The sequence below is a fragment of the Tepidiforma sp. genome, from assembly GCF_026419595.1.
Classification (GTDB): domain Bacteria; phylum Chloroflexota; class Dehalococcoidia; order Tepidiformales; family Tepidiformaceae; genus Tepidiforma.
The window spans coordinates 23,232-37,638 of record NZ_JANZZD010000011.1 but is presented as its reverse complement, the minus strand read 5'-3'; the positions used below and the strand labels follow the sequence as shown (position 1 = coordinate 37,638).

Here is a 14,407-nt window from a genome sequence, read left to right as displayed (position 1 = left end):
CGGCAGCTTCGGCGGCGGCTACTCCGGCAACCGCCGCTTCTAATCCGCCCCCGCCGCGCCGCGCGGGAACGGCGCGCACGGTTCGCACCAGGCACACCGCGGGCGGGGGCTCCAAACCCCGCCCGCGGTCCGTTTCTCCCCCATCCCCACGCACCACGAAAGGAGCGACCATGGCAGAAAACGACGGCATCGAAGTCGAAGGCGTCGTCACCCAGCCCCTCCCCAACGCCACCTTCCGCGTCGAGCTGGCCAACGGCCACCTCGTCCTCGCCCACATCAGCGGCAAAATCCGGAAGAACTACATCAAAATCCTCACCGGCGACCGCGTCCTCGTCGAACTCTCCCCCTACGACCTCACCCGCGGCCGCATCACCTACCGCTTCAAGTAGCCGAATCTCTGCATCCCCCGGCTTGCCATGCGCCCGGGCGGGGCGCACCATGGCCCCTATCCCGTTCGGGAGGTGCCTCCCATGACCGATGACCTCGCCCGCGTCCTCCGCGAAGCCCAGGAAGCTGCCTCCGGCGCCTCCGCTTCCTTCGTCGAACGCATCGCCGCCCGCATCGGGCTCCACGCCAGCGCCGCCGCTGTCTTCGGCGACCCGGTCGACCGCGACGGCGTCACCGTCGTGCCCGTCGCGAAGGTCCGCTGGGGCTTCGGCGGCGGCGCCGGCCGCGGCATCGACGACGACGGCGACGAGGGCGACATCGGCGAAGGCTCCGGCGCCGGCGGCGGCGTCATGGCCAGCCCGGTCGGCTACATCGAAATCCAGGACGGGCAGGCCACCTTCCACCGCATCAAGGACCCGGCCGCGCTCGTGCCGCTCGTCCTCGCCGGCGCGTTCGCTGGGTGGCTCACCCTCCGCGGCCTCGCGAAGCTCCTCCGGGGCTGAACCCCGCGCGGCCGGGTTTTTCGGCCCATCGGCCACGAAACCCGGGCCCCTCGATCGTCAACCGTTCGCAGTAGCCGCCCGACCATGGGGGCATGTCAGCCGTTACCGCGACCTGTGTCCTCGTTCGCTGCTCACCCGAAGGCTGGACCGTCCGGGTGGTCGAGCCCGGCGCATCGCCGGACCGCCCCGGCGGCTGGCTCCCGCTCGGCCTCGATGCCTCCAGCAGCCCCTGCGAAGCGCTCGAACGCGCCCGCGCCCTCTTCCCCGGCCGCCTCGTCGCCCTCTACTCCCCGTAGAGGTTGAAGGTTGAAGGTTGGAGGTTGCCGGCCGCGGGACGCGCGTTACGCTCCCAACTCCCAACTCCCACTTCCCAGCGCCCACCTCCCACCTCCCACCTCCCCTCCGCCGCCGCCGCGGAGCGGCGGCATCCCGCGGCGCCGCCGCCGAAGGCGGCCAGCCATCCCGCGCGGCGCCAGCCGTGCCAGCCGCTCACCCCGCGTCGCGCTCCACGGCGGAAAAACATCGAACGGTTCCGCCAGCAACGAACGGCGGGGGCGCAGCCTTGCGCCCCCGCCGCACATGAACCATCGTGCTCCCGGCTCCCGGCTCCCGGCTCCCGGCTCCCGGCTCCCGGCTCCCGGCTCCCGGCCTACGCGAGCCGGAACCGCGCCGTCGCCGAGTTCAGCGCCTCCGCCAGCTCCCGCATCTGGCTCGCGGTCGCCGCCAGTTCCTGCGCCTGTGCCGAAAGCTCCTCCGTCGAGGCCGAGACCTCTTCCGCCGACGCGCTCGTCTGCTCGCTCGTCGCCGAGACCTGGATGATCGCGTCCGTCACCCGGCTCGTCGCCGAGGCCATCGAGGTCGCGCCCTCCGCCGATTCGCCGGCCATCGTCGCGATCTGCTCCGCCGACGTCACGATCCGCTCCGCGCCCGAGGCCAGCCCCTGCACGTCCCGCGCAATCTGCGCCATCCGGACGGCCGACTCCTGCACCGAGGCGATGATCGAATCGAGCGCGCGGCCCGCTTCGCTCGTGATGCCCCGGCCGGCTTCGACGTCGCGCACGCCCGCCGCCATCGCTTCGACGGCCTCCTGCGTGCCCTGCTGCACCTTCGCGATGAGGTCCGCGATCTCCTTCGTCGAGGCGCTCGAACGCTCCGCCAGCGACCGGACGTTCTCAGCAACGACCGCGAACCCGCGCCCCTGTTCGCCGGCCCGGGCGGCTTCGATCGCCGCGTTCAGCGCGAGCAGGTTCGTCTGCGCCGCGATCTCGTCGATCGCCTTGACGATGTCGCCGATCTGCTGGCCGTACTCGCCGAGCATGTCCACCGTCTTCGAAGCGCGCTCGACGGCCGCCGCAATCGATTCCATCGAGGCCACAGCCTGCGCCACGGCTTCCTGCCCGCGCTGGGCCGCCAGCCGCGACTCCTCCGCCGAACGGGCCACGTCCTCCGACGCGGCCGCCACGGCCTGGATCCGCTCGCCGATCTCCGCCGCGACCACGCGCGACTGCTTCGCCGAATCGGCCGAGGTCGCCGCCGTCGAGGCCAGCTGCTGCGAGCCGCTCGCCAGCTGCTCCACTTCGCGCGCGCTCTCCTGCGAGAGCCCGCTCAGCGCCACCGCGCTCCGCGTCACTTCGTCGATGGCGTTCGCAATCTGGCCCGTGGCCGTCGCCATCTGGTCGGAGGAGCCGCGCAGCGATTCCGCCGCCTCGGTGATCGCCGCGGCGCCCTTGCGCACGTTGCCGATCATCTCGCGCAGGTTCGTCACCATGCCGTTCAGCGCCGTCCCGAGCGTGTCGCCGTGGCTGCGCGGCCGTACCTGCGAGGTGAGGTCGCCGTTCGCCACCGCCGCGGCCGCCGCGGCCATCTCCTTCAGGTAGCCGGTCATCTCGCCGAACGCCTGCGCCAGCTCCCCGATTTCGTCGTTCGACCGCACCTCGACGGTCACGTCCGTCTCGCCCTTCGCGATCCGGTGCGCCGCTTCGGTCGCCTCGCGGATGCCGGCGACGACCCGCCGCGCGATGAAGAAGCCGACGCCGCCGGCCACGGCCGCCGAGACCACCCCGAGGATCGCCATCAGCAGCTTCGCCTGGTTCGCCGAGTTCTCGCCGTCCTCGGCCACCTCTTGCGCCCGCTGGCCGACGTACGTGTTCAGCTCCTCGAGTTTCGTCGTCATGTTGCCGATGACCGTCGGCGACTGCTCGGCAAGCTTCAGCAGCGCGGCCGTGTCCTTCTTGTCGAGCGCCTCGCCGTACTTCGTCGCGAAGTCTTCGAAGGCGACCACGGCTGTCCGCGCCTCCTCGTACTTCGCCTTGCCCTCGGGCGACTTGATGTGCGCCTCGAGCTCGCGGAACTGCTGCGAGCCGTGGCCGAGGCTCTGCGAAATCTCCTCGCGGAGCTTCGTGAACGCGGCCGGCTCCGTCGTGTAAGCGAGCAGCCCCGCCTTCGTGATGCCAACTTCGAAGCCGCGGCGCGACTCCGTGATGTGCATCGTCGCCTGCACGCCTTCGTCGGCGAGCCGGTGTTCATCCTTGGCGGCCTGGTCGAGCCGCGTCCAGCCGACGAAGGCGATGGCGATGGCCGGCACGACGGCCAGCGCGAACCCTCCGAACAATTTCGCGGAAAGAGACAGTTTCACAGTCGAGAGACCCCCTGCTCCGGTGGCAATCTTTAGGCAGCCGCGAAGGAGATTGCGGCTGCCCTGCAGGTTCGATCCTCGGCCGCCCGCCGCGCCCCGCGAATCGGGGAACTCCCGCCCCCTTCCTCCACGCCTCCCGGAGCGCGCTGCCGCTCGTCCCCGGCCCGGCGGCAGCGAGAACAGGGGACGAAACAAACCCGTAACATTGCGCGGACAAATATCGGCCTTGCAACGGCGCCAGATTTCGTAAAGAATCTGCGAAAACCCGGAAGGCTCGCCGCGTTGCGCTTCCACCCGTCGCTCGCCCCGCGCGACCTCCCGCTCCTCCTCGATGCGCTCCCCGCGCCCGTCATCGCCGTCGACACGGCGAACCGGCTCGCTGCCGCGTCTGCCGCCTGGACGGCCATCGACCCGGCCGCGCAGCCCGGCGAGCCCGCCGCCGACGCCATCGCCCGCGCGGTCCCCTGCCTCGCGCCCGCCGCCATCGACGCGCTCCTCGCCGGCGAGCGCGAGTTCCTCGTCTGCAGCGCCGCGCCCGGCGGCCTCCCGGCCCGCACCCGCCTCACCCGCGCGCCCGTCGAAAGCTCGGCCGCCATCGCTGCCGTCCTCACCCTCCTCCCCGAGCCCGCCGGCGAGCCCGACCGCTACCGCCGCCTCGTCGAAGAAGCGAACGACATCATGTTCAGCCTCGACCGGCAGGGCCGCTTCACGGAGATGAACCGGCTCGGCTACGAGGTCTCCGGCTACACGCCGGCCGAACTCATCGACTCCTCCGCGGCCAGCTTCGTCGTCCCCGAGCACCGGCCGCGCGTCGCCGAAGCGCTCGCCCGCATCTGGGCCGGCGAACACGTCCCCGTCCTCGAAGTCGAGTTCGTCTTCAAGAGCGGCGAACGCCGCTGGTTCGAAGTGAAAGGCCGCACCGTCCGCGACGGCGACGCGATCACCGGCACCTTCCACGTCGCCCGCGACATCACCGACCGCCGCGCCCTATCCGAGGCCCGCGACCTGCTCTCCCGGGCCGCGGCCGCCGCGCCCATCGTCATCTGGGCGATCGACATGGAGGGCCGCTACACCCTGCTCGAAGGCGGCGCCCTCGGCCGCTACGGCCTCCGCCCCGGCGAACTCGTCGGCCAGTCGATCTTCGAATTCAACCGCGATGCGCCGGAGCGCCTCGCCGAGGTCCGCCGCGGCCTCGCCGGCGAAGCCTTCACCACCACCGGCAGCTGGCGCGACACCGTCTACGAAGCCCACTACGTACCCCTGCGCGATGCCTCCGGCGCGCAGTCCGGCCTCATGGCAGTCGTCCTCGACATCACTGAGCGGGTTCGCGCCGCCGAGGCCCGCGCCCGCGCCGACAAGCTCGAGGCCCTCACCATCCTCGCGGGCGGCGTCGCCCACGATTTCAACAACCTGCTCGTCGGCATCCTCGGCAACGCCGCCCTCGCCCTCCTCGACCTGCCGGCAGAGAGCCCGGCCCGCCCCATCCTGCAGGAGATCGAAGACGCGGCCCGCCGCCTCGCCGACCTCTCCCGCCAGATGCTCGCCTTCTCGGGGCGCGGCCAGTTCGTCCGCCAGCAGGTCGACGTCAACGCCGTCGTCGCGGAGGCGGTCGCCGCCGCCGGGCGCGACCACCCGGTCGAGCGCCAGCTCGACCGCGGCCTGCCGCCGGTCCTCGGCGACCCCGGCCAGCTCCGCCTCGCCGTCGCCGCGCTCCTCGCGAACGCCGTCGAAGCCTCTCCGCCGGGCGTCCCCGTCGCCATCCGGACCCGCCGCGAGGCGGTCCCCGCCGGCGGGCTCGCCCACGCCCACCCCGGCCCGCTCCCCGCCGGAGACTACGTCGTCGTCGAAGTCATCGACCGCGGGGAAGGCATCGACCCGGCCCTCCACCACCGCATCTTCGAGCCGTTCTTCACCACCCGCTTCACCGGGCGCGGGCTCGGCCTCGCCGCCGTCTCCGGCATCGCCCGCGGCCACCGCGGCGCCGTCGTCGTCGAATCCGCGCCCGGGGCCGGCTCGGCCTTCCGCCTCTACCTGCCCGCTGCCCCTGCCGGTTCGTGACAGATTTCACACGGAATTCATCGAGCGCGCGGCCGGCCCGCTTCCCGCCGGGCGTATACTGGCCCGGGTAAGGGGACTGCACCGGCATGCGCACCGTTTACCTCGTTACCCGCCACCCGGACGCGGCGCGCCTCGCGCCCGAGCTGGAGCGCGCCGGCTTCAACGCCCCGGTCATCGCCCCCGAGCGGCTCGCCTCCGACGAAATCCAGAGCCGCATCGATGTCGCCGTCCTCGACTTCCGCGATATCCCGCCGGCCGCCTTCTCCATCATCGCCAGCGCCTACGGCGAAAACGGCGTCATCCTCTTCGCGCTCGTCCCGCCGGAAGGGCTCGACCGCATTAGCGCCGACCTCCCCGTCGACGATTTCGCGCTTCTCACCGCGCCCCCGGAAGAGCTCGCCCGCCGCATCGAACGCGCCCTGTGGCGGAAGCACGGCGTCGATGCCGAGAACACCATCCGCTGCGGTGCCCTCCAGATCGACCTCACCAACTACCGCGTCACCGTCGACGGCGAGCCCGTCGTCCTCACCTTCAAGGAGTACGAACTCCTCCGCTTCCTCGCGATGAACGCCGGCCGCGTCTTCACCCGCGAACAGCTCCTCAACCGCGTCTGGGGCTACGACTACTTCGGCGGCGCGCGCACCGTCGACGTTCACATCCGGCGCATCCGCGCCAAGATCGAAGTCGGCGGCCACGCCTTCATCGAAACGGTCCGCAACGTCGGCTACCGCCTCGTCGCCGATGCCCGCAAGTCCGGCGGCGAATAGCGCTCCCGGCTACAGCGCCACCGGCTCGTCGCACTCCCGCCGCACGAGGTCCTCGAACGTCTCCCGCCGCGCGATGAGCCGCGCCCGGCCGTCCTCCCAGAGCACCTGCGGCACCCGCCCGAGCGAAACGTAGTTCGAAGACATCGCCGCGCCGTACGCCCCGGCATCGTGCAGCACCACGAGGTCGCCCGGCTCCGGCCGCGGCAGGTCGCGCGGCTGCAGCAGTTCCTGGTCGTCCCGCGTGAAGACGTCGCCGCTCTCGCACAGCGGCCCGGCGACCACGAACGGCTCCGGCGCGCGGCCCGCGCCCCGCCCGACGATCGAAATCCGGTGGTAGCTGCCGTACATCGCCGGCCGCACGAGGTCGTTGAACCCCGCATCGCACATGATGAACTGGTGGCCCGGCCCCTTCTCGTTCGTCCGGGTCGCCTTCACGTCCGTCACCCGCGCGACGAGCAGCGCCATCCCTGCCACCGGGTAGCGCCCGGGCTCGATTTCGATGCCGATCGGCCGCTCCGCCGCCGCGCTCAGCTGCCGCACCCCGTCGGCAAGGATGGCGCCGTACTCCTCGAGCGGGTAGGCCGGCGCACCCGGCCGGTACGGGTGCGGGATGCCCCCGCCGAGGTTCACCGCCTGCGCCTCCGGGTAGTGCGGCAGCAGGTGGGCGAAGAGCGCGATGAGCTTCTTCATGTTCTCATCGAACTCCCGGATCTGCGGCCCGGTGCCCACGTGCGCGTGCAGCGTCACCACCGGGAAGCCCGCCTCGTCCGCCAGCCGCTTCGCGGCGAGGTGGTCTTCGTACCAGATGCCGTGCTTCGAGGAAGGCCCGCCCGTATCGCACGCCTGCACGTGCCCGTGCCCGAACCCGGGGTTGATGCGCATCGCGATCGGGCCCCGGTAGCCTGCCTCCGCCAGGTCGCGAATCATCCCCGGCGAGCCGACGTTCGGCAGGATGCCCTCCTCGAGCACGACCTGCAGCGCGTTGTCGCGGAACACGTCTGCCGTGTACATCACCACCGGCGGCTCGTGGCCCATCGGGAAGCCGGCCGCCTTCGCCCGCAGCACCTCGTTGCCGCTGACCGCGTCGATCCAGAGGCCGTGCCGGCGCGCCGTCTCCAGCACCGGACGGGCCGGGTTCGCCTTCACCGCATACCGGCAGTGGAGCCCCGGCCCGGCCGTCAACGCGGCCAGCTCGGCGAACTTCCGGTCCATGATCGCCGCATCGTAGAAGTAGAACGGGGTGCCGACCTTGTCGGCGAGCGCTTCGAGGGGGTACTGCGAGAGATCCATGCCCGCCATCCTAGCAGCGGGCCCGCTCAGGCGCGTTTCGGCCCCTTGCGGCCGGGCCGGCCCGGCCGTTTGCCGTTCGCCAGCCGCTCCAGCCGCTTCTTGATCGCGTGCGGCTCCACCGTCAGCAGGCCGCGGCCGCTCACCGGCATCCGCCGCCGGCGCGCCTCCAGCTTCCGCGCCCGCTCCTCCCAGCCCACCTCACCGCTCCCCCGCCGGGCCCGGCGCCGGCTGGACGTCGTGGTGCTGCTCGTGCAGCTGCGCCAGGTGCTCTTCCAGGTGCGCGATCTGCCGCCGCAGCTCGTCCATCCGCCGGTCGAGGTCGTTCAGCCGCTCCCACTCCGGGTCCGGCAGCCGCTGGATCGCCCCGTTCGAATCATCGTGGAACGCCACGATGTGGCCCGGCACGCCCACCACCGTCGCGTTCGGCGGCACGTTCGTCACGACGACGCTGCCCGCGCCGATGCGGACGTTCTCGCCGATCTCCACCGCGCCGATGACCTTCGCCCCCGCGCCCACAGTCACCCGGTCGCGCAGCGTCGGATGGCGCTTCACGCGCCGGGTGCTCGTCCCGCCCAGCGTCACGCCCTGGTAGAGCGTCACGTCGTCGCCGATCTCCGCCGTCTCGCCGATGACGACGCCCATCCCGTGGTCGATGAAGAACCGCCGGCCGATTTTCGCGCCGGGGTGGATTTCGATGCCCGTGAAGAACCGCGCCACGTGCATGATGCCCCGCGGCAGGAGCGGCACGCCCCGCCGGTGCAGCGCGTGCGCCAGCCGGTGCGCCAGCCGTGCGTGGAAGCCCGGGTAGAAGAGGGCGACCTCGATCGCCGAGCGCGCCGCAGGGTCGCGCTCCATCGCCGCGCGGATGTCATCCCGGATATCGCCGAGCACTCCCATCCGCTCCACCTTACGCGAAGCGGCGCGCGCCCTGCTACCCGCGAATGGCCGCGCTACGGCCGGCCGGCCCGGTGCAGGCTCTCCGCCGCGGCCAGCGCCGGCTCCCGCCCGCGCTCCGCTTCGAGCTTCTCCATCTGCATCTGCACGTTCAGCGGGTACACCCCCGTGAAGCAGGCGTTGCAGAGGTCGTTCGGGTCCTGCCCCGTCGCCCGGTTCAGCCCTTCGAGGCTGAGGAAGCCGAGCGAATCGGCCCCGATGTGCTGCCGGATCTCTTCGATCGAATGGTTCGCCGCGATGAGCTCCGCCTTCGTCGCCATGTCCACCCCGAGGAAGCAGGGCGACACGATCGGCGGCGTCGTGATCCGCATATGCACTTCTTTCGCGCCCGCCCGCCGCAGCAGCTGGATGACCCGCGGCGTCGTCGTCCCGCGCACGATGCTGTCGTCGACGAGCACCACCCGCTTGCCGGCGAGGACATCGCTGAGCGCGTTGAACTTCAGGCTCACGCCAGCTTCCCGGATTCGCTGGTCCGGCTGGATGAACGTCCGTCCCACGTACCGGTTCTTCACGAGCCCTTCGCGGTAGGGGATGCCCGAGGCCCGCGCGTAGCCGATCGCCGCCGGCGTCGCCGAATCCGGCACCCCGATGACGATGTCCGCCTCCACCGGGTGCTCCCGCGCCAGCGTCGCGCCCATCTCCTCCCGCGCGGGGTAGACGAGCTGGCCACCGATGCGGCTGTCCGGCCGCGCGAAGTAGGTGTATTCGAACGTGCACAGCGCCCGCTTCCGCGCGGGCGCCGCCGGGAAAAAGCTCGCCGGGCCGTTGGCGTCGATGACCACCACTTCGCCCGGCTGGATCTCCCGCTCCATCGGCACGCCGAGGTGCTCGAGCGCGCACGATTCGGACGCCACGACCCAGCCGCCATCCAGCCGGCCGAGGCAGAGCGGCCGCACGCCCATCGGGTCGCGCATCGCGAACAGCCGGTCCTTCGTCATCATCACCACGCTGTAAGCGCCCTCGAGCCGCCGCATCACGTAGTGGAACCGCTCCTCCATCGTCCGGCCGGGCGCGATCGTGAACAGGTGGGCGATGACTTCCGAATCGGCCGTCGATTCGAACTGGATGCCCTGCGCCTCGAGGTCCTCGCGCAGGATGTCGACATTCGTCAGGTTGCCGTTGTGGCCCAGCGCAATCGGCTCGCCCGTCTCGCGGTCGTGGACGACGATCGGCTGCGCGTTGCAGGCGAGCGACCCGCCGGCGGTGCTGTAGCGGGTGTGGCCGATGGCGATGTGGCCTTTCAGGTAGGCGAGGTCCTCTTCATCGAAGACCTGCGCGACGAGCCCCATCCCGGTCCGGAGGCTGAAATCCTCCCCGTTGCTGGCGGCGATGCCGGCGCTTTCCTGGCCCCGGTGCTGGAGGGCATAGAGCCCATAGAACGTCAGCCTTGCAACGTCATCGCCGGGGCTGTAGACCCCGAAGACGCCGCAGGCCTCGCGCGGATTATCGCTTTCCGGGAGCAATCCCCTCCGGCCTCCTTGCGGTGACGGCTACTCCCAGTATATCGGCCCTTCCGCTCCGGCGCTGAGGCCGGGGAGGGAGACGGGGTGAAAGGGAGAAGGGGAGAGCGGGAGAAAGGGAGAAGCGAAGGTTGGAGGTTGGAGGTTGGAGGTTGGAGGTCATCCTCTCTCGCGGCTCCCGCCGCCGAACTCCCAACTCCCAACTGCAACCTTCCACCTCCGTAGTCGCGGGCCTCCGTGCCCGCGGAGGGCCGGCGAGGCCCACCCGAACCGTCGAATTCACCCGTCTCCCGGCTCCCGCGTCCCGGTTCCCGTCTCCCGCCTCCCGCCTCTCGCCTCCCGCCTGCCGCCTCCCGTCTCCCGCTTCCCGCCTCCCGTCTCCCGCTTCCCGCCTCCCGGCTCCCGCCTCCCGCTTCACTCCACCGGCGTCCCGATGACGTCGCCGATGATCTTCAGCCGCGTAGCGCCCTCGGCGAACATCGGCCGGTACTGGCCCTCGATTTGATAAGGAAGCATCCGGATCGTCGCCAGCTTCGCGCCGTGGAAGGTCGCCTCCAGCAGGTAGCCCTGCGTGTGCTCCGGCGTCCACCGCTGGTCGAAGATGAAGTTCCCCAGCGCATAGGCGATGAACGTCCCGCCCCGCACTTCCGCCGCCTGCACCCAGTGCGCCTGGTTCCCGACCACGAGGTCCGCGCCCGCATCGGCGGCCGCCCGCAGCGCCTTGATGCTCCGCGGGCTCGGCGCGTGCGTGTCTTCGTAGCCCGATTGCACGAGCACGACCACCACATCGGCCTCCGCCTTCAGCGCCCGGATGGCCGCCTCGAACCGCGTCAGCGAGAGCATCTCCGCCGGCTTGTAGAAGGCCGGCTCCCGCGGCGGCGTCGACTTCTCGTCCGCGTACGAATCATCCAGCGGCGCCGTGCCCGGTTCCGTCTCCGTCGCCCCGATGTCCTCCGCTGCGATGTCGTCGAACCCGAGGAAGCCGAAGCGCACGCCGTTTCGCTCGATGATCACTGGCGCCAGCGCTTCGTCGAGGTTGCGCCCGCCGCCGACCGTCGCGATGCCCGCCGCGCGCAGCAGCTCGATCGTCCGCAGCATCGCCTTCGCCCCGCAGCCGCCGTCGGCGCAGTCGAACACGTGGTTCGTCGCCACGGTCAGCACGTCGAACCCGGCATGCGTGAGCGCCGCGATGACCTCCGGCGGCGAGGTGAGGTTGGTGGTGCTCACGCAGCCGTACGGCTCCGCGTAGTCCTGGATCGACCCGTCGAGCGAGCCCGCGGCGATGTCCGCCGCAGCGAGGAAATCGCCCACCGGCGACCGGAGCGGGCTCGCCCAGTCGCCCGTCGCCCGGATGGCGGTGAGCGTGCAGCGCGACATCAGGATGTCGCCCGTCGCGACCACCCGCGTCACCGGCGGCGGCTCCCACGCGATGGCCGCCTCGATCCGCGCCCGGGCTGCTTCGCCGGCCGGCGTCAGCGCCCGCACCGCCGCGCGCTCGGCGAGCGGCCACGCGTGCGGGTCGACGTACCCCCGGGCCGGGTCCGCGCCGTCCACGGCGAGCGCGACCATCGGCGGCCGCAGCCCCTCGAACGGCACGATGGCGAGCATGCCCGATTCGAGCGTGAGCGCCGCGCGGAGATCCTCCGCGGTGGCGAAGAAGCGGAACCGGGAGAGGTCGAACTTGCCTGCCCCGAGCCCGGCGAGGATGCCCTGCGCCTCGGCCGGCTCCCCGACGAACGCCGGTGCGATCGGCCGGTCGAAGCCGCCGAAGGCCGCCCAGCTCGCCGCATCGCCCCGGAGGGCCGCGGCCAGCTCATCGCGGCTGAGCGCATCCACGCCCGCGCCCGGCGCCGCAACGGCGACGAAGATCCGCACCGGCACGCCCTCGCCCGGCTGCGCGGGTTCGAACGCGAGGTCGGCCGTCTCCGCCGGGCCCGTCGGTTGGAGCCCGAGGCCTGCCGCCCCGGCCGGCAGGGCGCCGCGGTAGCGGAGCGCCGGCGTCGGCGTCGGCGATGGTGCAGCGCCCGGGGCATCGGCAGCCCGGCCCTCCCCGTTGCCGGCAAGCGCGGCCACGATCGACCACGCGAGCAGGCCGAAACTCAGGCAGCAGGCGGCGACGCTCGCCGCGAACCACAGCCGCCAGGGGTCCCGCCTATCCTCCCGCGTGGCAGGCTCCATGCGCGCATCCTAGCGCGCCCCGCCGGGCCCGTGTCAGCTCGCCCGCGCGTACCAGTTGTCGGGCGTGCCCGAGGCCGCTTCGATGAAGGAGAACGCCCGGTTCAGCACCCGCTCGATGCCGCCGCAGGCCGCTTCCACCGCCGCAAGGTCCGGCGGCAGCGGCGCCACCTCGCCGCCCTCCACGTCGTACCCGCAGAAGAGCCCATAGTGGAGCACCAGCCGGTTCGCCTGCGCCACCACCCCCGCCAGCCCATCCTGCTCCGGGGTCAGCGTTTCGTCGTGGTGGCACTGGACCGCTTCCACGAGGTGGCCGGGGAACTTCCACAGCTCGCCCAGCGCCCGGCCGACTTCGTCGTGGGCGTAGCCCGTCGTCATCAGCTCGGCGATGTGGAGCGGCGCCTCGCCGCGGCGGGCCATCTGCACCGCCTCTTCGAACTCCGCCGGCATCACCTGCCGGATCACCAGCCGCCCGATGTCGTGCAGGATGCCGGCCGTGAAGGCGTCCTCCGGCTTCACCGTGAACGACTTCTTCGCGAGCGCCTCGCCGGCCACCGCGACGGCCACGCTGTGCCCCCAGAAGAGGTCGAGGTCGAACGATTCGTTCGGCAGCTTGCGGAAGGTCGTCATCAGGCTCGCGCCGATGGCCACCTGCCGCACCTGCTTGAAGCCGAGCAGCACCACCGCTTCGCGCACCGTCGAAACGCGCCGCGCGAAGCCGTAGAAGGCCGAGTTCGAAATCCGGATGAGCTTCGCGGTCAGCGCCTGGTCCGTCGCCAGCACCTGCGCGAGGTCCATCGCGCTCGTCCGGTCGTCCTCGGCCATGCCCATGACGCGCGCAGCCACGGCGGGCAGCGGCGGCAGGTCGTCGATCCTCGAGAGCAGCGCGGCAGCATCCTTACCCATCACGCAATGAGTGTCGGCAGCCCGCCGCCGCCGTGAAGGGAAACATCCGGGAACAGCGCTCCGCCCTGCCGCCCCCGGTCCGCCCCGCCCGGGTCGGGAGGTTGGAGGTTGGAGGTTATCCTCTCTCCCGCCTCCCGCCTCCCGCCTCCCGCCTCCCGGCTCCCGCCTCCCGCCTCCCGCCTCCCGGTTCCCGGCTCCCGCCTCCCGCCTCCCGCCTCCCGGTTCCCGCCTCCCGCCTCCCGCCTCCCGGCTCCCGGTTCCCGCCTCCCGGTTCCCGCTCATCGACACACCGGCCGCCCGGCCCCACAATCACCCCATGACCGCGCCGCGGCCCCGCGTCGACGTCGTCATCCCGTGCTACAACGAGGTCAAAGTCCTCGAGCAGAGCACCCTCGCCACCCTCGCCCTCTTCGACCAGAACCCCCAGTACGACTGGCGGCTCGTCATCGCCGATAACGGCTCCACCGACGGCACCTCCGAGCTCGCCCGCCGTCTCGCCGCCGAGCACGACCGCGTCCACGCCCTCGTCCTCGAAGTCAAAGGCCGCGGCCTCGCCCTCCGCGAAGCGTGGCTCCAGAGCGACGCTGACATCGTCAGCTACATGGACGTCGACCTCTCGACGGACCTCGCCCACCTGCCCGAGCTCATCGCCATGGTCGCGGAGCGCGGCTGCGATGTCGCCATCGGCTCCCGCCTCGCCCGCGGCGCGAAGGTGAAGCGCCAGCTGAAGCGCGAAATCACGAGCCGCGGCTACGTCGCCCTCATCCGCCTCACCTTCCCGCGGCTCCGCATCACCGACGCCCAGTGCGGCTTCAAAGCGCTCAACCGCCGCGCCGTCCAGCTCGTCGTCCCCCACATCGAAAACCGGATGTGGTTCTTCGATACCGAGCTCCTCATCCTCGCCCAGCAGGCCGGCCTCAAGATCTGCGAACTCCCCGTCCGCTGGGTCGAAGACCCGGATACGAAGGTCAAAATCGTCAGCACCGCCCTCGAAGACATCCGCGGGCTCGCCCGGATGCGCTTCCGGCGGCGGCGCCCCGGGGCGGCCCCGCCGTGAAGGTTCCGCGCCGCCTTCACGGAGAACGTAAGCGCGGCCCCCATCCGGGCCTTCCCGGTTTGATCCGGTACGGGGCCGATGGTATAACTCTGCCTTGCTACAGGATTCACAAAGTACCCGTACCGGGGCTCCTTGCGCCCCGGAGCCGGGGAGGGGGAGGCCGGCCGCATGGAATGGGCTAATCTACCGCACGACTTCGCAGAGCCCCTCGAACT

The 14,407-nt window shown here is 71.7% G+C and carries 13 protein-coding genes; 6 read left to right on the top strand and 7 right to left on the bottom strand.

The window, feature by feature from the left end; all coding sequences use genetic code 11:
- Positions 1-170: 170 nt before the first annotated feature.
- From infA to N2041_RS07635, 3 genes are all read left to right on the top strand, one after another.
- Positions 171-389 (top strand): translation initiation factor IF-1, encoded by a 219-nt coding sequence (infA, locus tag N2041_RS07645; RefSeq protein WP_098502711.1) that lies wholly within the window; start codon positions 171-173, stop codon positions 387-389.
- Between the two features lie 81 nt (positions 390-470).
- Positions 471-890, top strand: a complete 420-nt coding sequence (locus N2041_RS07640) for a spore germination protein GerW family protein (protein ID WP_297677431.1) — start codon at positions 471-473, stop codon at positions 888-890.
- Positions 891-982: 92 nt separating this feature from the next.
- Complete coding sequence (locus tag N2041_RS07635; protein ID WP_297677429.1) at positions 983-1,186, top strand: hypothetical protein; 204 nt, start codon at positions 983-985, stop codon at positions 1,184-1,186.
- A 353-nt stretch (positions 1,187-1,539) separates the two neighbouring features.
- Here N2041_RS07635 and N2041_RS07630 read toward each other — a convergent pair whose 3' ends face one another.
- Complete coding sequence (locus tag N2041_RS07630; protein ID WP_297677428.1) at positions 1,540-3,525, bottom strand: methyl-accepting chemotaxis protein; 1,986 nt, start codon at positions 3,523-3,525, stop codon at positions 1,540-1,542.
- A 282-nt stretch (positions 3,526-3,807) separates the two neighbouring features.
- Here N2041_RS07630 and N2041_RS07625 point away from each other — a divergent pair, with 282 nt between their 5' ends.
- Positions 3,808-5,583: a PAS domain S-box protein gene (locus N2041_RS07625; protein WP_297677425.1), complete on the top strand. Its 1,776-nt coding sequence runs from the start codon at positions 3,808-3,810 to the stop codon at positions 5,581-5,583.
- 86 nt (positions 5,584-5,669) lie between these two features.
- Complete coding sequence (locus N2041_RS07620) at positions 5,670-6,350, top strand: response regulator transcription factor (RefSeq protein WP_297677424.1); 681 nt, start codon at positions 5,670-5,672, stop codon at positions 6,348-6,350.
- A 9-nt stretch (positions 6,351-6,359) separates the two neighbouring features.
- On the opposite strand, the gene lysA is transcribed toward N2041_RS07620, so the two are convergent.
- The 6 genes from lysA to N2041_RS07590 all read right to left on the bottom strand — a co-directional run bounded on the left by lysA (position 6,360) and on the right by N2041_RS07590 (position 13,135).
- Positions 6,360-7,640 (bottom strand): diaminopimelate decarboxylase, encoded by a 1,281-nt coding sequence (lysA, locus tag N2041_RS07615; RefSeq protein WP_297677422.1) that lies wholly within the window; start codon positions 7,638-7,640, stop codon positions 6,360-6,362.
- 26 nt (positions 7,641-7,666) lie between these two features.
- Positions 7,667-7,837 carry a hypothetical protein gene (locus tag N2041_RS07610; protein WP_297677421.1) on the bottom strand — a complete coding sequence of 57 codons (171 nt, stop codon included), beginning with the start codon at positions 7,835-7,837 and terminating at the stop codon, positions 7,667-7,669.
- Position 7,838: 1 nt separating this feature from the next.
- Positions 7,839-8,537, bottom strand: a complete 699-nt coding sequence (gene cysE / locus N2041_RS07605) for a serine O-acetyltransferase (protein ID WP_367187705.1) — start codon at positions 8,535-8,537, stop codon at positions 7,839-7,841.
- Positions 8,538-8,590: 53 nt separating this feature from the next.
- Positions 8,591-10,057, bottom strand: coding sequence for an amidophosphoribosyltransferase (gene purF, locus N2041_RS07600; RefSeq protein WP_297677419.1), 1,467 nt, complete (start codon positions 10,055-10,057; stop codon positions 8,591-8,593).
- Between the two features lie 411 nt (positions 10,058-10,468).
- Positions 10,469-12,232, bottom strand: a complete 1,764-nt coding sequence (locus tag N2041_RS07595; protein WP_297677418.1) for a CapA family protein — start codon at positions 12,230-12,232, stop codon at positions 10,469-10,471.
- A 33-nt stretch (positions 12,233-12,265) separates the two neighbouring features.
- Positions 12,266-13,135 (bottom strand): HDOD domain-containing protein, encoded by an 870-nt coding sequence (locus N2041_RS07590; protein WP_297677416.1) that lies wholly within the window; start codon positions 13,133-13,135, stop codon positions 12,266-12,268.
- Between the two features lie 316 nt (positions 13,136-13,451).
- Between N2041_RS07590 and N2041_RS07585 the strand changes: the two genes are divergently transcribed.
- Positions 13,452-14,192, top strand: a complete 741-nt coding sequence (locus N2041_RS07585; RefSeq protein WP_297677414.1) for a dolichyl-phosphate beta-glucosyltransferase — start codon at positions 13,452-13,454, stop codon at positions 14,190-14,192.
- Positions 14,193-14,407 lie beyond the last annotated feature (215 nt).